This is a genomic window from Flavobacterium oncorhynchi (genome assembly GCF_002217355.1).
Classification (GTDB): domain Bacteria; phylum Bacteroidota; class Bacteroidia; order Flavobacteriales; family Flavobacteriaceae; genus Flavobacterium; species Flavobacterium oncorhynchi.
The window spans coordinates 1-24507 of record NZ_MUHA01000029.1; the positions used below are offsets into that span (position 1 = coordinate 1).

A 24507-nucleotide genomic window follows, 5' to 3' on the forward strand; every position below is an offset into this window, starting at 1 on the left:
ATTACAAATAAAGTTTGAGGAAATAATGATGTATTTAGTTTATAAATTTGGTCAAGATTTTTTATTTAATTTTATAAAAAATGAGAATTCGAAAGTACTGCATTTTAAGAAAATTATAGAAAAGAACTCCTTAAATAATCTAAATGTGCAAGAGATTTCTTTTTTGTGCAATATGAGTGTCTCAACTTTTAAAAGAGAATTTAAGAAATATTATAACGAGAGCCCAAGAAAATGGTTTCAAAAACAGAGATTGTTGCATGCCAAATTTTTACTAAGATCTAACGAGAAAAGACCAACTGATTTATACGAAGAAATTGGTTTTTTGAGTTTGTCAAGTTTCACTCAGGCATTCAAAATTCAATTTGGACTAACACCTTAACAATTTCAATTATCGAAAAAGGACTTTTAGCAACATTTTTTGAACTATTATGGATAGTAATAAAATGGAATCATACTTAATTTTGTTTGATAATTTTAAACTAAAAAAAGAATGTGTAAGTCAAGTTTTATTTTGTTATGTTTATTTGTAGTAACAGGGAGTGTCTTTGCTCAAAAAACATTTACATTAAGTAGTAAAAATCTAGGAGGGGAAGGAACAACGACCGAAGAGTTTAATGGTTTTGGGTGCTTAGGTAAAAATCAATCACCTCAATTATCATGGATTAATGCGCCCGAAGGGACAAAGAGTTATGCAATTACAATGTTCGACTCAGATGCGCCAACGGGAAGTGGATGGTGGCATTGGGTAGTATTTGATATTTCGGCAAACACACTAGAGTTAGTTGCAAATGCAGGTAATGTTTCTCAAAATTTAATGCCGGGAGGTGCTATTCAAAGTAAAACAGACTATGGTGTAGGTGGTTATGGTGGTCCTTGTCCGCCAGAAGGGCAAGAGGCACATCAATATGTTATTACAGTATATGCTCTTAAAACAGATAAATTAGGTTTAGATATAAATGCTAATCCAGCTTTAGTTGGATATTATTTATGGAATAATACTTTAGCCAAAGCTAGTATTGTGAGCTATTATAAACGTTTGAAAAAAATATAATTCTTTTATAAAAAAAAATAGTAAAAAACAAAAGTAAGAAAAACGATTAAAACCATTACTATACAATGCTTTGTAAAAGAGTAGTCTTAGTTTGGAACTCGCTGTCTGATACGTTTTGGTCGTGAAAACACAAAGTTAGGTTACTAATCTGTTACCGATTGATAAAAGTAATTGTAAAGCTTAATTAATTAATTTTCAGTGTTTTTGAGTTCTTTTTCGTATTCGCTTGTAACTCAAAGTAATTTAATTTTAAAGATTAAACATTTGGGACGTATCTATATTATTTATGAAGATATGCTGAAAAAGGAGGGTTTTGTCATGGCACAAAAGCTAAAACTCGCATTTCTAAGCGTTTGTGTTATGGACGATTCCTTTCTGAAAGTATTTAAAAAGAACAATGAGGATTTTGGAAAAATGATGGATAAAGGAGAATGCTCCAAAAGCACCTACTACAAATACAAAATTGTCTATAACCAAGTCGTAGAATTTATAAAAAGCAGGTATTATCGTAATGATATGGCGTTTCGGGAATTGACCTGTGATTTTATTAGGGAATTTGATTTCTTCCTTAGAATAGACAAAGAATGTAAATGCTCATCGTATTCTTTTTTCCATTCCTGCAAACGACTTGTAAAATAGGTGTGATATTTTTTACCATTATTAAGAGGGAAACCAGTTTCTATGCGGTACACCTTATTGTAACAAATTAGCTTTCCAAGGATTTTCGGCTTAATCATTTTTAAATCCTTCTTCAATAACGTATTTCTTGACCGTAAATAACAAGTCTTGGAGATACAAGGTCATTTCGTAAACTTCATCAATCAATCTCTTATTTTGCGATAGAATTTTATACTCCTTGTTTTGAATCTCTAAAATGATGTTTTGTAATGAGTACTTCATAACTATATTTTTAATGAAGATTACTGTTCTTTATAGCGAATACCTCTAATTAGTTTGCAAGCATTAATAAGATAAAAGAAAATATTTCCTAAGCGTAATTAGTTTTTGTGAACGTGTAAATAATTTTGCATCTAAATCTATACGAAAAAATGTAGTTGCTCTATCTTCTTTTTTTAGAGCAACTTTTTTCATGTCTTTCTAGTATCTAATGAAACAAATTTGGCTTGGTCTAAATTTATTTTGAGAGGCAATTATACTCGAAATAAGGCCAGTTTCTTGTGTGAAAGAAACAGATATCATAAAGAAATTTAATAACAAAAGGATGTATTCTATTTGTATAAATTGAGTTTTAGCCAAACTGAAAATTATATTTTAGTAATATAAATTTGAAGTATTCTGTTTTTTTAATTTAAAAACGGCTCATTACAATAATGAACCGTTCTTCCAACTAAAACAAAAGAACTATGATTTTTGATAAAAGCTAATCGTTTAAAAAAGTAGTTTCTGCTGTTGTGCAGTAGCTCTAGGAATTGGGTCTTTATTGGAGAAAAAACCATCTTGTAAATCCATAATTTCATCGGTAGTACAGAGGCAGTTTTCTAATTGCTGGTGCACATTTTTTTCGTTGAAAGAAATTCTAATAAATACGAATTCGTTTAATCTATCGCTAAAATCAAATGTCCAGCGTTCTTCCATACTATTTTAATTATCCACAAAACTTTAGAAGTTTATTTATTCTAAAAATGTAAAATCTTTAGCCGAAATTTTCTTGTCTTTGTTTACCGAATAGAATGTCCTTAATTTATCTAAAAACACTGGGGCTCCTTGTTTTTTAGACAATTTATAAAGTTCTAATCCTCCTTTTGATTCTGAAATATAATCTGCATAATCGTCACTTTGTTTCCAATATATTTCTTGATTGCTGGCAGAGGAAATTCCTTTTTGATAATCATCGTCTAAATTTTTTAGATGCTGTTCTAAAATAGTATTCCCAAAATCTTTTTGCACAAAATGTAAAGCCAAATATTCTGGGATTGATTTTACTACTACAGGAAAACCTTGTGATTGCGTTAGATATAATCTTTGTACATATTGTTTTGCAATCATTTTAGTAAACAAGTAATTGATAAATTCATCATTTGCATTATTACTGGTTTTAGCAATCCAAGCATAGTTTTCGGGTAAATAAATTATATTATCAACTGTTTCTAATTTGTTATCGTATCGTGGACGTTCAGCAATTATTATTGTGGGATAAGGATAATTCCCAAAAAGCGGATGCAAATTCTGCAATGCTTTTTTTACTGCATTTTCAATAATATCAAGATTATATAAATGATTTGGGTGTGCATAAATTTCAATTTTTTGAGGCTTCCTATCCGATGTTTTAGTAATCTCAATTTTCTTGGAATAGAATTTGGCGGATAGAATTGTAAAATCATACCAAGTACCTGAAAAGGATTGGTAGTTATAATAATTTCTTTCACTGCTTACCCACACTTTCTTGAGTACTCCTGGAGCAATTATACGTTGCTCTTTTGCTGTACTTATTGTAAAATCATAGCTTATACTATCCGCTAATGATGAGGCATAAACATTATCACTAAATTTAGACAAACGATTTTGCAATTTTGTTAAATCTAAGAGGGAACGGTATTGATTTTTAGGAACAATTCTATCAGTATCAAAACCAATAAATTTTGGAAAAATATCGTTTTTAAAATAAGATCCGTTAAAAGTTAAATGCTGTTGTGGATCATTATTTGTAAATCCTTTGTGCTGAATGTTTGCTTCTACTACAAGTTCTACCTGTTGATTTTTTTCTATGGCAGGCGTTATCAAATAAATAGCGTGCTTTAGTTTTTTATCATCTTGAATTTTTTTCAGATTATGTTTTTTTACTGCCAATTTTTTGATAGTATAAAAGTCAATCCATTCAATATGCAAGGTGTCTATTTTTTTATTGTTTTTATTTTTTAAGGTCATCTCTGCATTTAGCAATAAATATCTCTCATTCGGGAACAAATCTATAGTTGCCTTTATGTTTGTAACTTTAACCTGCTTGCTATTACTATATTTACTGTATTTTTTTTCATACAAAGCGTTTTCTTCCCGTTGTTGCTCTTTGCTTAAAAATTCATTATCGATTACTGTTGTTTGATTTATTTTATTGGCATAAATAATAAAAATTGTTCCTGACAATAATAAACCCAATAGAATTGTATAGCTAAATCTCTTTTTGCTGTTTTTCACTCTTTGCAATAGTGATAATGGAATACCTCTTTGCCAAACAATAAAAGAAAGAAAAAACAGGAATAAAGCGAATGATGACCAGTAAATTACAAAATAGCTATTTGCTTGTTTAAATATGCCATATCCATTCATATCGGTATAAAAATCGCCTCCTGGAGCAAATGTAAACAGGTATTTGAATTGTTCAATCATTCCCATTTCTTGCGCAACTGCTGTAAACATAAGCAACATACAAGTAATAATGTAAGTGATGTGTTTTTTTGCCGTTATTGATGCAATAAAAACGGTCAATAATACATACTGAAAATATTTTGGCAACCACCTGCCAATCAATTCTCCTATATATACATCTATTTGATAGTCATAAAAGCCTTTAAAAGTTTGCACTACAATTCCCATTACAATAAAGCTTAATGAAAGCAGTAGAGATAATAAAAACATTGCCAAAACTTTTGATAAAATTACACTCCAATTTGTTATAGGGGTAACGTCTGAAATTAACCAAAAATCAGCTGTTCGGTCTTTATATAATAATTCTGTTGTAGAAACAATAAGGAATAAATAAATAAAAAAAGCCAATGGTTTGGTTACTTTTAGAATTTCTGAAGTAATGGGTAATGTTTGCGTTTCTGAATAATAGGTTTGATGGTATATGGTAACATAAACGATAAAAAGCGTGAAAATGAAGCCCATAAAAATTTTAAAACCAATAGGCCGAATTGAATTTTTAAATTCAAATAATGCCATACGCAACATCGATGATATATTGCTTTTTAAGGATAAATCGATTTTAATTATAGGCAGATCTAATGTTGGAATTATTGTATTTGCTGGTTCATCATTTTTAAATTTAATTTTTTTCTCACTAAATTTCAAAAACGAAAACCCCCTGTAAGCAACAAGAAGCAAAATGGTAGCAATGCTAAACCAAATAAGTCTATTGATGAAGAAAGATCCTTCGAGAGGTAATGCGAAACTGTTTTTTTGTAAAGCAGTAAGGTTTTCTAATTTTAAATGCAAATTGGCAAAACCAGAGGCATCAACCATAGTATATACTTCTCCATAATCTTTGGAAGAGTCCCCAAAAATTAAAAGAACAAAAAACAGGAGTGTTCCGATGTAAGCACCCATATTTTTTTTCATTATTGTTGCAAGCGAAAAACTTACACTAAAATAAACAAAAATATTAGGTAAAAAGATGTAAAAAATAGCTTTAAAAAAATTAGCCAAATCAAAAATCATCAGCTTTTCTTGAGGCGAAATACCAGTGTAAGGATATATTAAAATACCAATAAGGTAGCCTGTAGAGAGTGCTAATAAGATAAAAAAAGAACTCAAATAACGACTCCAGAAAAAAGCAGATTCACTTACAGCTGTGGTGTAAAACAGTGAGGCAGTTTTATCATCTAAATCTTTGCCCAATGCTTTGGATGCAAAAAAAGCTACCAGAATAAAAGTTAAGTATCCTGTTCCTGCCAGCACAGCGTAAACAATTGCTGGTGCATTATGAAATGAAGTGTCGGCACTAAAAAAGTCTGAAGTGTGTTTTATATAAAAAACCCCTTGCAGTACAAATAAAATAAAGAAAACGTAATTGATTCTTCTTTTTGATTGTTGTTTCAGCTCAAATAAAAAAATATTTTTAAACATATTGATTTCTTTTAACATTTATTACTGAAAAGTAGGCGTCTTCTAAATTTGTTGCTTTTGGCCAAAAGCTACCATTAGGCATTTCAGGATCCAGTACAGTGATGATGACTTCGCCTCTATATATACGTGAAGAAATAATATTATACTCTTGATTGTATTTTTTAAAATCATTTTTTTTAATTTTTCTCTCCCAAATTTTATTCTCTAAACTCATTTCAATATCATCTGGATCTCCGGTTATTAGCACTTTTCCGTTTCCAATAATAGCCATATCATTACACAAAGTGTTTACATCTTCAACAATATGTGTAGATAAAATTACAACAGCATTTTCTCCTATTTCACTCAAAATATCATAAAATCTATTGCGCTCTACAGGATCTAATCCTGCCGTTGGCTCATCTACTATTATGATTTTAGGGTCTGAAATAAGCGCTTGCGCAATGCCAAAACGCTGTTTCATTCCTCCCGAAAAAGTTCCTAGTTTTTTATTTCTTGAATCCCATAAATTAACCTTATTCAAAAAATAATTTGTTACTTCTAGAATATTTTTTTCGTTTTCGATTCCTTTTAAGCGGGCAATATGACGCAGTAAATCGGTCGCTGAAACATCAGAGTACACTCCAAATTCTTGGGGTAAGTATCCTATTATTTTTCGCATTTCATTGGGCTGTTTAAAAACATCTATTTCATTGAATTTAATGCTTCCTGAATCAGCTTCTTGCAGAGTAGCAATTGTTCGCATCAGGCTTGACTTTCCGGCTCCATTTTGCCCAAGCAAGCCAAACATTCCTTTTTTAATCGTTAAATTTATATTATCTAGGGCTTTGTGTCCGTTTGAATAGGTTTTCGAGAGGTTTTTTATTTCGAGTTGCATATTTTTTTTATTATGAGATAATTATTCTATCTATTGATTCGTTTTTTAGATTTTTTCTTACTTATAAATCTACTCTAAACGTAGTTCCAAAAGTTTGAAGAGCACCTAACAAAGAATAGCCGTTACTAGCTGATGATGCGTTAAAGAAAGCCAAATATTTACTTTTTGTAGCGTTTTTTATCCAGAAACTCAATTCCCAGCAACCGTGTTTTACAGCTAGATTTGCATTAAGGATATGAAAAGGGGCTTGCTCTACAGTATTATAATAATTCATATATTGCTGTCCGTAATATTTCCATTCTGGTGTAAATCGTATATCGGTATTTTTAAAAATAGTGTGTTGATACGAGAACGAAAGCGTGGAGGTAATATTAGGCGTAAAAACCTGTTTGTTTCCTTTGTAATCGAAAACAGTAGTTGGATTGCTCGGATCCAAAAGCAATAAAGATTTGAATTCTGTTTGCGTGAATCCTAGATTATAATCCACTTGAAATCCTTTGAAAATAAGAGCCGAAATTTCGGCTTCGGCACCATACAAATTAAGTTTTCCGTTGTTTGTAATTGCTTGTTCTAAATAATCAGGAGGCAAAAAACCAGTTTGCTGTTGATCATTCCATATACTATAAAAAAAGGTGGTGTTTGTTCTAAATTTATTACCCAGCCATTGTGCTTTTTGCCCTATCTCAAAAGTGTTTAGATACTGCGGTTTGTAGGAAGTATAATTTGGGTTTGTAGTGTATTGATTCAACCCGCCAGGATTAAATCCTCATGAATAATTAGCAAACAACAAAAAATCATCTTTTAATTTGTAAGCAAAACCAAGCCTTGGAGAAATTGCTACATCTTTTCCAGAGAAGTTTTTTTCTGGATTCATCATAGGTGGAAAAGGTTCTTTTATAAAATCTCCTTTCAACACCATTTCTCTCCAAGAATAATCTAATCGCAGTCCAGCAATAACATCCAGTTTATCGGTAAGGGCATAATTTATATTGGTGTAAACGGCTAATCCGTATTCTTTTCGGGTAGATTGATTTCCTGTACTAAAAGGCGCACTTGCATAATTGGATCCCAAAGCCACTGCATCTTCGCCAATAAACGTTCGTGTTTCTGTATTGTAATGATCATCCAGAAAACCATACAATCCCATTACATACCGCAATTTGTCTTGATTTTTGGTGGCTATTTTAAACTCTTGCGTAAAAGTGTTTATAGGGTCATTTTGTGTAAATTTAAACCAATCATATTTCGTAAAATCGACATCATAATCGTCATATTTATCATTTAGGAAGGTGTAACCACTTACAGAGGAAAAAATATGTTTTTCTGTTTCGTATTTTGCCAATAGCGAATTAGTAAATAACATTCTTTTTTCAATACTGCTACCATTAGCCGTATTGGTATAAGATGGGTCAAAAGCTCCTTCTTTTGTATTCACATACGGAAAAATTCCTTTCAAATTGTTGTATTCAATTCTGGAAGTTAATCGCAACGAAAACCCATTATTTCCAACATATTTCAAGAAAATATTACCACCCGTATTTTGTGTTTTATCATAATTCCCATTCAGAGTAGTGTTGTAATAAATACCCTCAAGACCATTGTGATATAGTGAAGCTCCCGCAAAAAGTTTATCTTTTATAATTGCTCCAGATGCCCCAGCTTTTGTGCGCAGTAAATTATAATTTCCAATACCTACCTCGGCAAAAGTGTGGAAAACATTGGTTGGTTTTTTGGTAGTTATTGCAATTATACCACCAAAAGCATTTCCGCCATACAAGGTACTTTGTGGGCCTCTAAGAATTTCTATGCGTTCTATATTCTCAATTTGACTAGACATAGAATAGGCATTTAGCATAGGAACGTCATCTACACTGACCCCTACCAATGATGAAGTGGCACTAAATTGAAAAATCCCTCTTAAAGATATAAAATTAAGCGTTGGACTTCCAGCATTTGAAACATAAAGATTTGGCGCAAATCCTGAAATATCATTTAGTGATTGGATAAAACTGCTTTTTATTTTTTTCTCATCAATAACCGTAATTGGAGTGGCTGTTTTTTGCACTTTATTTTCCCTTTTTTCTCCATAAACGGTAACTTCATCGAGTACATTTTGTTTTGAAATAGGAATTGTATCCTGAGCATTTATAATTTGGGTAAAAAACAGAACAAACAATAGGTATAATAGTTTTGAATTCTTGAATTTAATAATTTTCACGACGACTTATTTAGAATGTTTATAAATAATTTTTTAACTTTGCGAAGTTACTTTTAGATAAACAGAACAGCGTACGCCAAAAGGAATAAAATCTACGTAATACGGAAAAAATGAAAATACGATTGCATAGTGCAGACCTAGGAGAAATATTTTTAGAATCTAGTCATAATGGTTCAATTACTAAACAATCAGATATTGTGGAAGTAACCCATAATAATGATTTTTTTTTTGGAAAAGGAGAATATAAAGAATTATACTTTGATGGAATACATATTGGCTACGGCAATATAGAGGTAGCCAAAACTACTATTATCCAAGTAGATACTGATATGGAAACCGTTGAGATGCATTTTGCGCTGTCAGGAAACAGTCAGTCCATTTGTAATGATACCAAAAAGAGCATAGAATTTGGTATTAATCAGCATAATATTATTTACGCTAATCAATTTAAAGGGGAAATGATATGGAGTCCTGACACAGGATTGCAAATTTTTGAAGTAAATTTACTTCCTCAATTTTTCGCAAACTTTTTACCGGAACAAGGCGTATTGTTTAAAAATTTTGCAAAAATAATTAATAAAAAAACTACAGGATTTCTCAATAAACATAATTTGAGAATAACCGTTAGAATGCATTCTGTAATAAATGAAATTATCAGTTGCAATCGAAAAGGAATATTCAAAAAAATGCTAATTCAAGCCAAAGTTATTGAATTACTCCTTTTACAATTAGAACAAATGAGTGAGCACGAATGCGAAGTATTTTGTTCTCTGAAAAAAAAGGATATAGAAAAAATGCACAATGCAAAAGAACTTATTTTAGCCAATTTAAACACTCCTTGTTCACTCATTACGCTAGCACACCAAGTTGGCACGAATGAGTTTACGCTGAAAAAAGGATTCAAAGAAGTCTTTGGAACAACGGTTTTTGGATTAATTAATGATGAAAAAATGGAACTTGCAAAAAAAATGCTCCTTGAGGAAGGTTTCGCAGTTAATCAGGTGTCCGAATTAATTGGATATAAAAACCCCCAACATTTTACTACAGCCTTCAAAAAAAAATATGGAATAGTGCCTAGTGCTATAAAATAGTAGTGATTAATATTACTCAAAGAAATATATTATAACTTTTGGTTGTAAAAAAGAACAGTCATGAAAATTATTGTAAATCTAATAGAATGTAAAAAACGGCTCATTATAACAATGAACCGTTCTACCACTAAAACAAAATAAATTATGATTTTTGATAAAAGTTAATCGTTTAAAATAGTAGTCTCTGCTGTTGTGGCAGTAGCTCCAGGAATAGGGAAGGGGTCTTTATTGGAGAAAAAACCATCTTATAGATTTATAATTTCACCGGAATTGCAAAGGCAGTTTTCTTATTGTTCGCGTACTTCTTTTTCGTTGAAAGAAATACCAATTCGTTCAATTTATCGCCATATTCAAGGGACCGTCGTTCTTCGATAATTTGTTGATTTTCGACAAAAAAATAAAAATTCATTCGCTCTGCCTGTGGCATACTTGCCCCCCAAATGCCAGCACTTTCGGCTTTCGGTATTCTCAGCGCGGGGTGTAATGGGTGATTAAGCAAGTGACCAAGGCAGTGGGTATAAAAAAGGAAGTTTGCTTGCACACGCTTAGTAACACTTATGCCACGCATTTACTCGAGGACGGCATACGAAAAGTGGGTTCCAAAATTGAAAACTACAGGTTGAATACTTGACAACTTCGCACACTTTATGCCCTAAAAAAATGTAGGACTGCTGAATTGGGCAGGTATATTGATGCTTGTGATGGCTGTGGAAATCATAGCATTAGCCAAGGCCTTATCGAAAGTTTTTTGGGCTAAATATTACCAAAAGCTGAAGGAGAAAAATCCGATGGGTTATAAGCAAATTCGTCAAGAATTATGGCAGAAACCCTGGGTTGTTTTTGCCAAAAAGCCTTTTGGAAGTCCAAAATCGGTGGTGGAATATTTGGGAAGATACACTCATAAAATAGCCATTAGCAACCACAGAATTAAAAATATTGATACCTAAAACGTCACTTTTGATTACAAGGATTATCGGATGACGGGTGTGAAAAAGCAAATGGCACTCACGCATCAGGAGTTTATCAGGCGGTTTGCGTTGCATATTTTGCCCAAGGGTTTTGTAAAAATCCGCCATTATGGTTTTTTGAGCAGTACTTGGAAGCGTCAAAAGCTAAAGCTTTTGCAGGAGAAGCTTGAGGTAAAAGTATTAGAAAAAGCAGAAAAGAAGCCTTTTCTACCCAAATGCCCTTGTTGTAAAATAGGTAATCTACACCGAATAGCGGTCTTCGACCAGCGTAGTCGGCCAGCGTGGTACTTTGGCTTAAGCCAAAATACTGGCATCTGTAAAAATTAACTTTATGGGTAAGGGAACTTATGCTTAAAAATAAAGGAAAACACTCGAAAACCACACTTAAAACTACAAAAAAAAAGAGGCACAATTGCCTCTTGAAATTCTCTCTATAAAATTTACGACAACTCCATAGCTATGGAATCACAGCGGTTCCGTTCAACCCGGGTTTCATTGTTCGTGCAACGCACGCAACGAAACACTAGCTGTTTAGCAAAAATTTTTATTTTGTTACCTCTAAAATTATTGTCAGTATTCCAATTGTCAAACATAATGGTGAAAAATATTTCGTGTCATTTTCTCCGAATTTTGTTTGTTTTATTTTCTTGAAAAACCCAACATAATTAAAGTCTCCAATTGCTCTCAATGTAAATATGCTTGCAATAATCCAAAGTCCATATTTAGAAAGCCATTGAGGTGTGTCAAAACTTATCAGTCCAGACATTACTAAAATGAAAAGACCAAAACCTAATAAGCCAAACGCAACAATTAATGTTGGTAAAATGGTAGGCTGTATCACTTTTGTATTGTTGTCGTCTTTTGTTGGCAACACAGCATCGCTTTCCCATTTTCCTCCAAATGCCCAATAGAAGTGAATTGAGGAAATAAACAAGAAAATCAAAAATAATATAGTTGTTATTACTGTTGTCATATTAGTTCAAATTAAAAATCATATCCATTTGTTTTTTGTTGGCTGATTTAGGGATATTTTTCATTGCGAAATTACGCAACCAAATCCCAAAACTATTTTCTATATGTGCCATTTTTCCAACTGTCCAACTTGTATTTACAATCGTATGTGCTTTCTTTAGTCTTAAACTCTCATATTCTGTAAAAGTATTTTGTATTTCAAATCTACTGTCAAGCAATTTACCTAAAACATAAGCATCTTCAATGGCTTGACAAGCTCCTTGTCCCAAATTTGGCGTTGTGGCGTGAGCCGCATCTCCAATTAAGCAAACATTTTCGCCTTGCCATTTTTCAATTGGTTTTAGGTCAATAATGTCGCTTACAATAATTTGTTCTTTTTTTGTAACTGAAATAATATTTATGATTTCTATATGGAATTCACTAAAAAATTCTGTCAAGTTTATTTCCTCTGCTTTTACATTTTTTGAGTTTGCCAAAGCATACCAATATACTTTTTCATCACTAATTTTTACAAAACCAAAACGTTTGCCTTTTCCCCAAGATTCGTTCAGTTCGTTATGATATTTTTGTGGCAAATCTATTTCACAAATTCCCCTCCAACAGATTTGATTTGGGTTACGCAATGTGCTTTTTTCAAAAAGTTGATTTCTAATCACTGATTTTATGCCGTCTGCACCAATTACAATTTTACTTTCAATCGTTGAGTTATCTTCAAAAGTTAATTTAAAAAGTCCATTTTTTTCAATTTTTGAAAGTCGTTTTGAAAGGTTTATGTTGTCAAAACCAATTTCGCTAGCCAATATTTTCTGCAATTCTCCCCTGTGAATGGCAATATTTGAAGCATTATATTTTTGTTCGTATTCTGAAAGATTGACAACTGAAAGCGGTTTAAGTTGGTCGTCAGTAATTTTCATAAAGGAAATTCTATTTCCTGCTTTTTCAATTTTGTCTTGAATGCCTAATTTTTGAAATACTTGCATTGCATTATTTGCCAATATTATTCCTGCTCCAACAGGTTTTATTTCTGCCGAACTTTCAAAAATATTAACATTTAGTCCTCTTTGTTTAAGTGTCAAGGCAGTAGTCAGTCCACCAATTCCTGCTCCAATTATGTTTATTGTTTCGGTCATATTATTCTGTTTTATTAATACAAAACTATGGAGCGAGAATTTAAGTAACGTTCACTTAAGTTAATTAATACGGTTTCGAATTCTACTTAATGATTGGGGGGGTGATTCCGAGATAACTTGCAATATATTTTTGTGGTATCTTCTGGAATGTTAGCGGGTTTTCTTTTAAAAGTTTTAGGTATCTATTTTCTGGAGAATAATATAGTAAATCCTCAACTCTTTTTTTGGCAGATAAATACACTTTTTCAGTCATTTTTTTTGAAAAATACTGCCAGAATGAGTTTTTATTACATAAGTTAACCCAATCATCAATATCAATGAAGCAAATTTTTGAATTTTCAAGGGCTTGGATATTTAATTTTGATTTTGTGCCCAATAGAAAGCTTTCATAATCTGTAAAAACAATATCTTCAATTTGTTGATTGAAGTGAAAAAGAAAACTCACATCTTCACCTTTTTCATTCACATAAAATGTTCTCATTGAGCCCTCTTCTAACAATCCTATAAACTTACACGTATCGTTTTCCTTCAATACAAAATCATTTTTCTTTACTTCCTCAAATTTCAGCAATGAATACAATTCATCAAATGCAGGGTTCTCAATTTCAAGTAGTCGTTGTAATTTATTATAAAAGGTGTTGTCCATAAAATTTCTGCTAACGTTAGTCTGTGAAAAAACTTCCGTTTGATTAGAAACAAATATAGTAAAATAGTGGTGTTAAAACAGGATTTTTTGTATTATTAAGAATGCAACATATCACAGGAATTTCCCGCCACCAAATGCGTATTTCAAGTTTAGAAGAGTTAATAAGTCTCGATAATCAAGTGCGTTTTGTAGATGCCTTTGTAGTAAATATAGACCTCTTTAAGCTTGGTTTTGCCATTCAAACTCTCAAAAAAGAAGGTCGTCCGTGTTATCATAGTCAAGTGTTTATAAAAATCTATCTATACGGTTATCTCAATGGAATACGAAGTGGTTGAAAGCTAGAAAATGAATGTTTTAGAAACATCGAAATGCAATGGCTTTTGGAAGGAATTTGTCCCAATTACCATAGCATTTCAGATTTTAGGAAGAAGAACCCTGTTGCTTTGAAGAACCTATTCAAACTATTTGTTTCTTTTCTTAAAGACTCCGAATTGATTTGGGGAAAAACTATTGCTATTGATAGAACCAAAAGTCGAGCTCACAATAGTAAGAAAGTCAATTTCAGTCAAAAGAAAATAGACAAACATTTAGGCTATATTGAAGCTAAATCGCAAGAATACCTTGATGCATTGGAAGAAAATGATATCGAAGAAACTCCTTTAATAATCCAAAACATACATCAAAAAATAGAGCGTCTGAAAGTAAATAAATTATTTAAAGTTTTAATGTTTATGATTTTTTGAAATAAAAAAAGAAGACCAGCCTTATTAAGAACTGGTCTTCACCCAATGTGGTATTTGCAATCATATCATATTTGTAACAAAGCAAAAAAATAAATTTATTAGATTAATCTATTTTAATAGTTTTATCGTTGATTCATTTTCTTGTAAAATAGCGTAATCCAATGCTGTTTTATTGTAATTATCTACGATTGTTTTATTTGCTCCATTCTCAAGCAACATTTTTATTATGTTGTCGGCACCAAAAGTTGCAGCAAAAATTAAAGCTGTTGCTCCATTAAAATTACGTTGATCTAAATCAGCTTTGTAATATAACAATAATTCAGCAATATTATCCAATCTTTTGAAACAAACTCCCATTAAAGCTGTGTTTCCCATTTTATCTTGGATATTAGTGTTTGCTTCGTTCTCTAATAGAATTTTCACTGACTCAATGTTATCATTATAAGACGCAATTATTAAAGCTGTATTGCCTCTTTGATCTACACTATCAATATTAGCTTTTTTATTTGTGAACATCTCATTTAAGAATTTTGTATTATTGCTCCGAGCCGCTGAAAATATTGTCTCTTGGGCATTAACAAAAGATACCACTCCAAGTAGTAAAATACAAATTATAGTAATCCTTATCATTTTCATTTTACAAAATAATTATTGCTTCATAAACATTTTCTCAACCTCTTCACGGCTTAAATTTAAAGCTTTTGCTAAGCGTTTCCCATAATCACTATCTGCCATATAGAAGTAACCAACCATTTTACGTACAACATCTTTATTTGTTACACTCATCAAATCACCAGAAAGGTTCTTGATTAAATTCACTTTATCTCTTTCTGACAATGAACGGTAAAATTCTCCAGCTTGTTTGAAATCATTTGTCTTACTAATTTTTTGTTGTGTAGTAGTGGTATTGATAAAAGCTGATTTTGAATATTTATAGTCTTCATTATCTACAAAACCGTTCTGTGTTGCACTTGGCTGATAATTAATATCACCATTAGTTTTTCTAGTTGAGAAAGCTCCATTTTGATTATTAGTAGCTACTTCATTTTTTGATGCATTAACTGGTAATTGTTGAAAATTGGTTCCTATTCTATATCGTTGCGTATCAAAGTAAGAGAACAAACGGCCTTGCAATAATTTATCCTCAGAAGGTTCTATCCCTGGTACTAATGTCCCTGGAGAGAAAGCAGATTGTTCGACTTCCTGAAAGAAATTATCTGGAATTTTATTTAATGTCATTTTTCCAACTAATTGTAATGGAGAAATACTTTCTGACCATACTTTTGTTGGATCTAAAGGATTTATATCAAGTTTGTCAAAATCTGAAACATTCAATAGTTGTATATAGAGCTCCCATGATGGAAAATTCCCCTTCTTAATGTTTTCGTATAAATCTACTGTTGCGTGTTGAAAATCTTTAGCCTGAAGTAGATTTGCTTGCTCTGCTGTTAGATTTCTTTCTCCTTGCATGGATTTCCATGTATATTTTACATAGGTTACTTCACCTATATCATTTATCCATTTGTAAGCATGTACACCAGAACCATTCATCTCTCTATAACTTGCAGGGATACCATAATCCGAATAAACTCTAGTCAACATATGTGTTCCTTCTGGAATATTACTAAAAAAGTCAAAAACTCGATTTGGATCTTGTTTATTAAATACTGGAGAAGGTTTAAAAGCATGAACCATATCTGGAAATTTGATAGCATCACGAATAAAGAATATAGGCAAATTATTTCCAACTAAATCATAGTTCCCTTGATCGGTATAGAATTTCGTTGCAAATCCTCTTGGATCTCTAAGTGTCTCTGGAGAACCATTACCATGAACTACTGTTGAAAACCTAACAAATACGGGAGTGGTTTTACCCTGTTTGAATAGAGATGCTTTTGTGTATTTAGTAAAATCGGCCGATGATACAAATTCTCCATAAGCTCCAGTACCTCTAGCATGAACTACTCTTTCAGGAATACGTTCTCTATCAAAGGATGCCAATTTTTCTATTAGATGAATATCTTCCAACAGAACCTGTCCATTTTGACCAATAGTTTTTGAATTTTGATTATCCCCCACAATTGTACCAGTATTAGTTGTAATTTGCTTTTGTTGGGCAAATAAGCTTACAGTGGAAAGAACTAGTGTAGATAGAATTAAATTTTTCTTCATAATAATTTTTATTTAGTGCTACAAATATATCTTTGTGGACTCATTGATACAAACTATTAATAACTATATAGATATAGATAAAACCTAATACTGTGAATATTCAACAATTAGAATACATTGTCGCCTTAGATAAACACCGCCATTTCCTCAAAGCATCAAAAGCATGTTTTATTACACAAGCTACTCTAAGTGGAATGATTAAAAAATTTGAAGAGGAATTAAATACCAGTTTATTTGATAGGAGTAAGCATCCTGTACAGCCAACTGACATCGGCAAAAAGATAATAGCCCAAGCAAAAATTGCTTTACAAGAAACTAATAGGATCAAAGAGATAATATCCGAAAATACAGGTGAAATAAAAGGTGATTTAAGAATTGGAATTATTCCCTCGCTTGCCCCTTATTTATTACCTTTATTCATACAACATTTTATGGAAACATATCAAGATGTTAAATTGATCATTAATGAATTAACAACTGATAAAATAAAGGAACAATTAAAAGAGGGCACTATAGATGTGGCAATATTGGCCATTCCTTTATTAGATAAAGATTTAAAAGAAGAAACCTTATTTTACGAAGAGTTTTATCATTATGGTCAATTGAATTCTGATACGCCCCATAAAAAATACATTGTTCCAGAAGATATTGATTTAAATGGGCTTTTATTACTAGAAGAAGGTCATTGTCTTAGAAATCAGGTTATCAATTTATGCGAACTACGAGTTAAAGAAACTTCGACCTTAAAATTAGATTATCAATCAGGTAGCATTGAAACACTTAAACAAATGGTCGATTTAAACATGGGGACGACAATATTACCAGGTTTATCCACTCTTAGTCTCAATGAAAATCAGAAAACTAAAGTAAGTACTTTTGTTTCACCATTCCCTGTAAGAGAAATAGGTCTTGTTTATTATCATCATTATACTAAAAAAAATATAATTGATGCATTAAAAAAAGTAATTCTAAATACAATTCCTGAAACTATGTTATTTAAAAAAGACATGTGTATCATTCCAATAAAATAATGCTAATTATATTATAAATTATTTAGCAGATTGATGATAAAAGAAATGTTATCAACACTCTCAGATATATAAAATAAAATTATGCGCTTTGTTTGAAGTCAATTAAGTCATTGCAGAGTATTGCTTTTATCGTCAATTAAAACCTCTATTATTGTTTAGTAATATTAACCATTGATTAAACTCCTGTTTATTAATTACGCAATAGTTATAAAGTTGAATCAACGATATCTTATAAAGTGGATTAGTAAAGGTGGAGAGATGCCTTTAATTTATGAATCTAAATACCATATTAATACATCCATTGCAAATCTTTATACGACATCACTAATAAATACATAAAAAACAAGATAAAACAACCTTTAGCCAGCGTAAGTATTTCAGAATCTTGCCCAAAATAGTTGTTTTCAACGTGCATCGCTACAATATAAAATAGCTTATTAACGAAATAAAGTATGTACACAGTGAAGGAAAAAGACAATTATGTAAATTCCAGTGGATAATATTTAGAATATAATACTACAAAACTTTTATTACCTTAATAATAATGAGGAAGAAAACATGAAAACTTTTCTATTAATTAAAAAACATCATATTCTAAAGAATTATCTTATTATATAAATAAAATAATTAGTATTTGTTTTTACAATGACAAAGCAAACTAAACTAAACAATTCAGAGAACATATGCTCAAAGTATTATACTCTTCAATATCAAATTCTAATCTTGATATCTTAAAAACAATTCCGCCAAAGGAAATCATACCACAAGAATAAAAAAAAAATATGAAATAACTGAAAAAAAAAAAAAAAAAACTCACAAAAACAAGTACTAAAATATTACAGCGAACCCGCATTTAAAACAACATAAAAAATGTAAATTCCCAAGAGCTTAATATATGTTCCCTTTATTTTTTCAATCAATATAAACAACCCAAGAACTTTTATATATTTGTTGCGCCTTGTAAATCAGTTTTTTATTAGGAAGAAATGAAGATTTTCTATATAACTATAATACGTATAACAATGAATTTGAACACCAAATACGGGAAGAAAAGATTCCTGAAGCTATAAAAAATGGTTTTTATTTTGAATGACCTGAATTAAGAGAATTACTTTATTTATTATCCATTCCATTGGAAGGAGTCTGAGAAGAATTGGATTTTAAGCAACATAAATTAATAGATTTTATCCTCAGAAGTTGTTCAAAATAAGTCGTTTTTATTTTGTGGATATTTAACTTAATTTATTAAAATGAGAACAATTTCAAAATTACTAGTTGCAAATAGAGGAGAGATTGCACTACGTATTTTTCGCGCTGCCGCGGAATTAAAAATTAAAACTGTAGCGATTTATACCTACGAAGACAGGTATTCCCTGTATCGCTACAAAGCCGATGAAGCGTATCAGATAGGCAAAGATACAGATCCCTTAAAACCTTATCTTGATATTGATGAAATCATAAAAGTAGCCAAAGCCGAAGGAGTGGAGGCGATACATCCAGGTTATGGTTTTTTATCAGAGAATGTACTATTTGCTACTAAATGTGCAGAAAATGGAATTTTATGGATTGGCCCCAATCCAGAAGTCATGGAACAATTAGGAGATAAAGTGGCTGCCAAAAAAATCGCATTTGCTGCCAATGTACCTTTAATTGAAGACAGTAAAATAAACCTTATTTCGTTTTCTATTGCTCAAGAAGAAGCAAATCGCATAGGCTATCCACTAATGTTAAAGGCTACAGCAGGAGGGGGAGGCCGTGGTATGCGAGTGGTTCGAAATCCCAATCAGTTAGAAGCTTTGTTCAATGAAGCAAAAAGAGAAGCGAAAACAGCTTTTGATGATGATACGTTATTTCTTGAAAAATTCATTGAAAATCCCAAACATATTGAAGTACAATTATTAGGAGATAATTATGGAAACATTGTCCATTTATTTGAGCGTGATTGTAGTGTGCAGCGAAGATTTCAAAAAGTGGTCGAAATTGCTCCAGCCCCAAATTTAAAACAAGAAACAAAAGATAAGCTATACAAGTATGCACTTAGTATTGCAACTAAAGTAAATTACAATAATGCTGGAACGGTTGAATTTTTAGTCGATGCAGCAGAAAACATTTATTTCATAGAAGTAAATCCCCGAATTCAAGTAGAGCATACTGTTACAGAAGAAGTAACAGGAATTGATATTGTTAGAAGTCAAATTCTTATTGCTTGCGGTCACCAACTGTCCAGTCCAGGAATTTATATTATGGGACAAGAAAGTTTAAAATGTAGTGGTTTTGCAATCCAATGCAGGATTACTACCGAGGATCCGGCTAATGATTTCACACCCGATTATGGAACTATTATTGCGTATCGAAATGCTGGAGGTTATGGTATCAGGATAGATGAAGGAAGCTCTTATTCGGGAGTTAAGATTTCACCTTTTTTTGATTCTATGCTCGTAAAGATTACAGCCAGAGGAAGAACATTAGAAGGAACGAGCCAGCGTCTTTTAAGAACGCTGAAAGAATTTACTATTGAAGGGGTTAAAACCAATATTCCTTTTTTAGAAAACTTAATTGTTCATCCCGATTTTCGAGCAGGAAATATTACGGTGAATTTTATAGGAGATAATCCATCATTGATGAAAATTAAAAGAAAATCCGATAATGTAACCAAGAATTTGGCATTTATCGGAAATATAATTGTTAATGGTAATCCAGATGTTCCCTTTATTGTACCTGAGAAAAAATTTCTAACTCCAAAATTACCAATTCCATCAAGTGCCTTTCATGCTAACGGAACCAAACAATTATTAGAAGAGTTAAAACCTAAAGCATTTTCAAACTGGATTAAAGAACAAAAACAAATTTTGTATACCGATTGCACGATGCGAGATGCGCACCAGTCATTGCTTGCTACCAGAGTGCGTACGATTGATATGATGCCTTTTGCAGAAACATTTACAAAAGACTTCCCAGAAATGTTTTCTATGGAAGTTTGGGGTGGAGCCACATTTGATGTTGCGATGCGATTTTTGAATGAATGCCCTTGGAGTCGTTTGGAACAAATGAGAAAAGCGATGCCGAATGTACTGCTGCAAATGCTGATTAGAGGTTCTAATGGAGTAGGGTATACTGCCTATCCTGATAATTTGGTTGAAAAATTTATTGAAGTATCTGCTCAAAAGGGGATAGATGTATTTAGAATTTTTGATTCACTCAATAGTATCGATAATATGAAGAACAGTATTAATGCTGTACTTACAAATACAGATTCGCTTGCAGAGGTTTGTATGGGCTATTCAGGAGACATCCTAAATCCTGAGCGTCCTAAATTCAATCTTAACTATTATTTGGATCTCGCCAAAAGAATAGAAGATACAGGCGCTCATATTTTGTGTATAAAAGATATGGCTGGTTTATTGAAACCATATGCTGCCGAAAAGTTAATAACCGAACTAAAAAAATCTATTGCTATTCCAATACATTTGCACACCCATGATACCGCTGGAATACAGTCTGCTACTTATCTTAAGGCAGTAGAAGCAGGGGTTGATATTATCGATGTTGCTTTATCATCTATGTCAGGGTTTACCTCACAACCTAATTTTAATGTTTTTGCAGAAGCCTTAAAAGGAACCCCTCGCGATTCGGGACTTGATGTTGAAAAACTAAATCAATACAGTAATTACTGGGAAGATATCAGGGAGTATTATTATCCTTTTGAGTCTGATTTAAAATCAAGCACAGCAGAAGTTTATAAACATGAGATTCCAGGAGGGCAATATTCGAATTTAAAACCGCAGGCTTATTCCTTAGGTTTAGAGACTAGAATGACAGACATTAAACAAGCGTATCAGGATGCCAATAGTTTACTTGGTGATATTATAAAAGTAACGCCTTCCTCAAAAGTAGTAGGTGATCTGGCCATGTTTATGGTTAGCAGTAATCTGAGCAAACAAGATGTTTTAGATCAAGGCACCACTTTGTCCTTTCCTAATTCTGTAAAAGGAATGCTTAAAGGGGAGTTGGGGCAGCCAGATGGCGGATGGCCAGCAGATTTTCAACAAATGGTTCTCAAAAAAGAAAAACCATTTTTAGATTTGCCCAATGCACATTTAACGCCTATAGATTTTGATAACGAATTTGAAATTTTTCAGCAAAACTTTTCTCTTTCCTGTACATTAGCTGATTTTTTATCCTATTTGTTTTATCCTAAAGTTTTTGAAGATTATTTTAAAACAATTGAAGAATATGGAGATGTGAGTGTTATTCCTTCTACTACATTTTTTTACGGATTAAAACCTAATGAAGAAGTAATCGTTAATATTTCTGAAGGAAAATCTATTATAGTGAAATTTTTATATAAATCTGAGCCTGATTTACAAGGAATAAGAACGGTTTATTTTAAACTAAATGGACAAACCAAGGCCATTGAAATAAAAGATATAGCAATAAAAACTACGAACATACAAAATCGAAAAGCATTAACAACTGCTGAAATTGGTGCCCCTTTGCCTGGATTATTAAGTAAGATCTGGGTAAAAGAAGGAGAAAAAATCAAACAAGATCAGCCCTTATTTACAATTGAAGCCATGAAAATGGAAAATACTGTATTGGGTAAATCTGGAATCATACACAAAATTCACCTCAATGAAAACAGCTTGGTTGAGAAAGGTGATTTACTTATTGAATATGTTGTTGACTAGAAAAAAAGGAATTTTAAGATGAATGAATTACCTATTTAATTGAAGAATTTATTAGAAAAATCGTTTTAATCAAAAAATGAATTTTGAGGATTATTTACTAGGTAAGAATCATTAGAGGCATTAAAGATTAAAATTAACAATATTGGCAACAAACACATGTTAATTTACATAAACAACCGAATTATGTCTTTTAATAAAAACCAAATATCATGTAATAAGACTAGATATTTGGGTTTGTTTGTTTTTAAATCTATCTCAATTTTAGTAAAAGTATTGAGTCTTAAGATCAACTACTCCATTAAATAACCTTCTTTTTTCAGTAGGATAGCCATTCGTATTATAATCATACTCATAAGAAATACTTGTATTTTGCTCTGAACTAGTTTCTTTTATACAATTATTAACTGAAAGTTCAGGATCAATTAATTTATCAAACCCAAGTATATTTCTATTTGGATTATTTTTATTGTCATATTCATATGTTTGAACAGATCCCGATCTATGTTCGTATTTAACAATATTTCCATTCAAGAAAGTGTATTTTCCGATATATACCAAAGTTTCTTTTCCCATAAAGAAGTCTATGTCATACAAATCTACTGTATGGTCAGCGTTATGGGTGTAAGCAATCTCGGTTTTACTGGTTTTACCTCCAGAAATATTCGTTATAACAGAAGATTTCAATCTATTGTCCTCATAATTATATTCAATTGTTACATTTTCATCGTGTCTTAACCACTCTTCTTTTGTGATCAAATCACCAGTATAAGTGTAAACTATTTTTAAACCACGCTCCTCTCCATTAAATTGAACAATTTTATTTTTATCATAAGTAAGGATATGAGGATAACCAAGATCAATAATTTTTTTCGGTAAAATTAAATTCTGGTTTGTTTCAGTACCATTTTCAGATAAGGTAATAGTTTGGTTAGTAGTATTATCCCCTTTAGATAAAATTGCATCTTGGTTTGTTGGACTATCGTCTTTTGAACATGAAGTAAAGACTAGTAATGAAGCACTAAATAGGTAAAGTAATTTTTTTATTTTTGTAAGTATTATATTTAATTTATTATTCATTCGTTTATTTTAGTAGGACAGTACATTGTTAGGATTGTAAATACATTAGTCAAAATACATTTGATTTAAATATATATATAATTCCTATTATCAATCTACACATACGTGTTATTGATGTATATAATTCGGTTGACTTTTAGTCAAAAATGGCTACTACTCTTGCCGGAGCAGCAGATCCGCCTTTAATTTTCAATGGAAATACAGCTATTTTAAAACCTGAATAGGGAAGTAAATCCAGGTTAGTGAGTTGTTCAATATGAATATATTCTTTCTTGGCACCTACTAAATGTCCTTCCCAGAATAAATTCTTATCATTATCTTTTTTTGCTTTAGAGGCCATATATTTCAAAGGAAGATCCCATCCCCATTGGTCTATTCCCATTACTTTGATACCTTGATCCACTAACCACTCGGTTGCCGCCGCACTCATGCCTGTACCTTTAAACAAAAAATCTTTTCCTGTATATTTATCTCTTCCTGTTTTAATTAGAACAATCATATTGGGAACAATTACTAATTTATTTTCGTCTAAAAAACTTTGTATATCCAATATGGTTATCGGATCAAAATCTGCCTTATGTGACATATCAATAACAATACCATTATTGTAGCACCATTCTAATGGTACCTCATCAATAGTCTTTGCAGGTTTTCCTTCGCAAAGAGGACTATAATGCCATGGAGCATCAATATGGGTGGTAGAATGTACTCCCATTTTTTCAATAGTGTCATCTGCCCATCCGATAAAATTTGAAGGAAACAAACGAAATGGTAACCCTCCAATTATTCTTACTATCCATCTGGATTTCGCATGAGCTTTGTGTTTTATTTTAATTCTAATGATCGGATGATCTTTTTTATTTCTATTTTCAATTGTTTTACTTAAATCTACAATACGAGACATATTCATTATTTTTTAATATTGTATTAGTTTTTTTTTATTTTAAGGAAGATATCTATAGATATCTAAGTATTAGTTTTTCTAATTAATAATACTTTCAAAACGCGTTAGAATATTTAACAAATCCGTCTAATAAATT

At 31.5% G+C, this 24507-nt stretch carries 21 protein-coding genes and 2 pseudogenes; 9 read left to right on the forward strand and 14 right to left on the reverse strand.

Annotation, left to right across the window (positions count from 1 at the left end):
• The 3 genes from B0A75_RS20620 to B0A75_RS20740 form a co-directional block, all read left to right on the forward strand.
• Positions 1 to 379 (forward strand): helix-turn-helix domain-containing protein (locus tag B0A75_RS20620; protein ID WP_208861285.1); only part of this gene is annotated, 379 nt, incomplete at its 5' end.
• A 111-nt stretch (positions 380 to 490) separates the two neighbouring features.
• Complete coding sequence (locus B0A75_RS18510; RefSeq protein WP_089055753.1) at positions 491 to 1051, forward strand: YbhB/YbcL family Raf kinase inhibitor-like protein; 561 nt, start codon at positions 491 to 493, stop codon at positions 1049 to 1051.
• A 417-nt stretch (positions 1052 to 1468) separates the two neighbouring features.
• Entirely contained in the window at positions 1469 to 1690 is a 222-nt protein-coding gene (locus B0A75_RS20740) for a phage integrase SAM-like domain-containing protein (protein ID WP_244284426.1), read from the forward strand.
• On the opposite strand, the pseudogene B0A75_RS20745 reads toward B0A75_RS20740, so the two are convergent.
• The 7 genes and pseudogenes from B0A75_RS20745 to B0A75_RS18545 form a co-directional block, all read right to left on the reverse strand.
• Positions 1675 to 1788 (reverse strand): annotated as a pseudogene (locus tag B0A75_RS20745) (RteC domain-containing protein); the annotation flags it as partial. The gene B0A75_RS20740 and the pseudogene B0A75_RS20745 sit on opposite strands and share 16 nt — an antisense overlap.
• Positions 1781 to 1951, reverse strand: coding sequence for a hypothetical protein (locus B0A75_RS20750; protein WP_244284424.1), 171 nt, complete (start codon positions 1949 to 1951; stop codon positions 1781 to 1783). The gene B0A75_RS20750 and the pseudogene B0A75_RS20745, both read right to left, overlap by 8 nt.
• Positions 1952 to 2440: 489 nt before the next feature.
• Positions 2441 to 2647, reverse strand: a complete 207-nt coding sequence (locus B0A75_RS18525) for a hypothetical protein (RefSeq protein WP_089055754.1) — start codon at positions 2645 to 2647, stop codon at positions 2441 to 2443.
• Between the two features lie 36 nt (positions 2648 to 2683).
• Positions 2684 to 5854 carry an ABC transporter permease/M1 family aminopeptidase gene (locus B0A75_RS18530; protein WP_123872408.1) on the reverse strand — a complete coding sequence of 1057 codons (3171 nt, stop codon included), beginning with the start codon at positions 5852 to 5854 and terminating at the stop codon, positions 2684 to 2686.
• Positions 5847 to 6731, reverse strand: coding sequence for an ABC transporter ATP-binding protein (locus tag B0A75_RS18535; RefSeq protein ID WP_078225666.1), 885 nt, complete (start codon positions 6729 to 6731; stop codon positions 5847 to 5849). The genes B0A75_RS18530 and B0A75_RS18535 overlap by 8 nt, the downstream gene beginning before the upstream one ends.
• A 61-nt stretch (positions 6732 to 6792) precedes the next feature.
• Complete coding sequence (locus B0A75_RS18540; RefSeq protein WP_089055756.1) at positions 6793 to 7479, reverse strand: TonB-dependent receptor; 687 nt, start codon at positions 7477 to 7479, stop codon at positions 6793 to 6795.
• An 18-nt stretch (positions 7480 to 7497) separates the two neighbouring features.
• Entirely contained in the window at positions 7498 to 8949 is a 1452-nt protein-coding gene (locus B0A75_RS18545; protein ID WP_089055757.1) for a TonB-dependent receptor, read from the reverse strand.
• 110 nt (positions 8950 to 9059) lie between these two features.
• Here B0A75_RS18545 and B0A75_RS18550 point away from each other — a divergent pair, with 110 nt between their 5' ends.
• The gene (locus tag B0A75_RS18550; RefSeq protein WP_089055758.1) at positions 9060 to 10040 is read left to right on the forward strand and encodes a helix-turn-helix transcriptional regulator; all 981 of its coding nucleotides are present in this window, start codon (positions 9060 to 9062) and stop codon (positions 10038 to 10040) included.
• Positions 10041 to 10768: 728 nt separating this feature from the next.
• Positions 10769 to 11335, forward strand: a pseudogene (locus B0A75_RS20625) (IS91 family transposase); the annotation flags it as partial.
• A gap of 217 nt (positions 11336 to 11552) precedes the next feature.
• Here the strand turns inward: B0A75_RS20625 and B0A75_RS18570 are convergent.
• The 3 genes from B0A75_RS18570 to B0A75_RS18580 all read right to left on the reverse strand — a co-directional run bounded on the left by B0A75_RS18570 (position 11553) and on the right by B0A75_RS18580 (position 13756).
• Positions 11553 to 11981: a DUF3995 domain-containing protein gene (locus B0A75_RS18570; protein WP_089055761.1), complete on the reverse strand. Its 429-nt coding sequence runs from the start codon at positions 11979 to 11981 to the stop codon at positions 11553 to 11555.
• A 1-nt stretch (position 11982) separates the two neighbouring features.
• On the reverse strand, positions 11983 to 13110 hold the full coding sequence (locus B0A75_RS18575) for an FAD-dependent monooxygenase (protein ID WP_089055762.1): 1128 nt from the start codon (positions 13108 to 13110) through the stop codon (positions 11983 to 11985).
• An 82-nt stretch (positions 13111 to 13192) separates the two neighbouring features.
• On the reverse strand, positions 13193 to 13756 hold the full coding sequence (locus B0A75_RS18580) for a Crp/Fnr family transcriptional regulator (RefSeq protein WP_089055763.1): 564 nt from the start codon (positions 13754 to 13756) through the stop codon (positions 13193 to 13195).
• 101 nt (positions 13757 to 13857) lie between these two features.
• Here B0A75_RS18580 and B0A75_RS20630 point away from each other — a divergent pair, with 101 nt between their 5' ends.
• Positions 13858 to 14091: a hypothetical protein gene (locus B0A75_RS20630; RefSeq protein WP_208861286.1), complete on the forward strand. Its 234-nt coding sequence runs from the start codon at positions 13858 to 13860 to the stop codon at positions 14089 to 14091.
• Between the two features lie 45 nt (positions 14092 to 14136).
• On the forward strand, positions 14137 to 14499 hold the full coding sequence (locus B0A75_RS20635; protein ID WP_208861287.1) for a hypothetical protein: 363 nt from the start codon (positions 14137 to 14139) through the stop codon (positions 14497 to 14499).
• A gap of 108 nt (positions 14500 to 14607) precedes the next feature.
• Here B0A75_RS20635 and B0A75_RS18590 read toward each other — a convergent pair whose 3' ends face one another.
• Together B0A75_RS18590 and B0A75_RS18595 are read right to left on the reverse strand one after the other, a co-directional pair.
• The gene (locus B0A75_RS18590) at positions 14608 to 15135 is read right to left on the reverse strand and encodes an ankyrin repeat domain-containing protein (RefSeq protein ID WP_089055764.1); all 528 of its coding nucleotides are present in this window, start codon (positions 15133 to 15135) and stop codon (positions 14608 to 14610) included.
• Positions 15136 to 15147: 12 nt separating this feature from the next.
• Positions 15148 to 16671, reverse strand: a complete 1524-nt coding sequence (locus B0A75_RS18595) for a catalase (RefSeq protein ID WP_089055765.1) — start codon at positions 16669 to 16671, stop codon at positions 15148 to 15150.
• Between the two features lie 92 nt (positions 16672 to 16763).
• On the opposite strand from B0A75_RS18595, the gene B0A75_RS18600 reads away from it, so the two are divergent.
• Together B0A75_RS18600 and B0A75_RS18605 are read left to right on the forward strand one after the other, a co-directional pair.
• The gene (locus tag B0A75_RS18600) at positions 16764 to 17702 is read left to right on the forward strand and encodes a LysR substrate-binding domain-containing protein (protein ID WP_089055766.1); all 939 of its coding nucleotides are present in this window, start codon (positions 16764 to 16766) and stop codon (positions 17700 to 17702) included.
• Between the two features lie 1250 nt (positions 17703 to 18952).
• Positions 18953 to 22390, forward strand: a complete 3438-nt coding sequence (locus B0A75_RS18605; RefSeq protein ID WP_089055767.1) for a pyruvate carboxylase — start codon at positions 18953 to 18955, stop codon at positions 22388 to 22390.
• A 261-nt stretch (positions 22391 to 22651) separates the two neighbouring features.
• On the opposite strand, the gene B0A75_RS18610 is transcribed toward B0A75_RS18605, so the two are convergent.
• Together B0A75_RS18610 and B0A75_RS18615 are read right to left on the reverse strand one after the other, a co-directional pair.
• Positions 22652 to 23467 (reverse strand): hypothetical protein, encoded by an 816-nt coding sequence (locus B0A75_RS18610; RefSeq protein WP_089055768.1) that lies wholly within the window; start codon positions 23465 to 23467, stop codon positions 22652 to 22654.
• A gap of 136 nt (positions 23468 to 23603) precedes the next feature.
• Positions 23604 to 24371 carry a cyclase family protein gene (locus B0A75_RS18615; protein WP_089055769.1) on the reverse strand — a complete coding sequence of 256 codons (768 nt, stop codon included), beginning with the start codon at positions 24369 to 24371 and terminating at the stop codon, positions 23604 to 23606.
• Positions 24372 to 24507: the final 136 nt, after the last annotated feature.

What these genes read in the sequence shown, in the direction of transcription:
- B0A75_RS18535 (WP_078225666.1), bottom strand. Translation starts at nt 6,731, where the DNA reads ATGCAACTCGAAATAAAAAACCTCTCGAAAACCTATTCAAACGGACAC.
- B0A75_RS20740 (WP_244284426.1), top strand. Translation starts at nt 1,469, where the DNA reads ATGGATAAAGGAGAATGCTCCAAAAGCACCTACTACAAATACAAAATT.
- B0A75_RS18510 (WP_089055753.1), top strand. Translation starts at nt 491, where the DNA reads ATGTGTAAGTCAAGTTTTATTTTGTTATGTTTATTTGTAGTAACAGGG.
- B0A75_RS18605 (WP_089055767.1), top strand. Translation starts at nt 18,953, where the DNA reads ATGAGAACAATTTCAAAATTACTAGTTGCAAATAGAGGAGAGATTGCA.
- B0A75_RS18550 (WP_089055758.1), top strand. Translation starts at nt 9,060, where the DNA reads ATGAAAATACGATTGCATAGTGCAGACCTAGGAGAAATATTTTTAGAA.
- B0A75_RS18610 (WP_089055768.1), bottom strand. Translation starts at nt 23,467, where the DNA reads ATGAATAATAAATTAAATATAATACTTACAAAAATAAAAAAATTACTT.
- B0A75_RS18595 (WP_089055765.1), bottom strand. Translation starts at nt 16,671, where the DNA reads ATGAAGAAAAATTTAATTCTATCTACACTAGTTCTTTCCACTGTAAGC.
- B0A75_RS18590 (WP_089055764.1), bottom strand. Translation starts at nt 15,135, where the DNA reads ATGAAAATGATAAGGATTACTATAATTTGTATTTTACTACTTGGAGTG.
- B0A75_RS18615 (WP_089055769.1), bottom strand. Translation starts at nt 24,371, where the DNA reads ATGTCTCGTATTGTAGATTTAAGTAAAACAATTGAAAATAGAAATAAA.
- B0A75_RS20630 (WP_208861286.1), top strand. Translation starts at nt 13,858, where the DNA reads ATGCAACATATCACAGGAATTTCCCGCCACCAAATGCGTATTTCAAGT.
- B0A75_RS18530 (WP_123872408.1), bottom strand. Translation starts at nt 5,854, where the DNA reads ATGTTTAAAAATATTTTTTTATTTGAGCTGAAACAACAATCAAAAAGA.
- B0A75_RS18570 (WP_089055761.1), bottom strand. Translation starts at nt 11,981, where the DNA reads ATGACAACAGTAATAACAACTATATTATTTTTGATTTTCTTGTTTATT.
- B0A75_RS18580 (WP_089055763.1), bottom strand. Translation starts at nt 13,756, where the DNA reads ATGGACAACACCTTTTATAATAAATTACAACGACTACTTGAAATTGAG.
- B0A75_RS18575 (WP_089055762.1), bottom strand. Translation starts at nt 13,110, where the DNA reads ATGACCGAAACAATAAACATAATTGGAGCAGGAATTGGTGGACTGACT.
- B0A75_RS18525 (WP_089055754.1), bottom strand. Translation starts at nt 2,647, where the DNA reads ATGGAAGAACGCTGGACATTTGATTTTAGCGATAGATTAAACGAATTC.
- B0A75_RS20750 (WP_244284424.1), bottom strand. Translation starts at nt 1,951, where the DNA reads ATGAAGTACTCATTACAAAACATCATTTTAGAGATTCAAAACAAGGAG.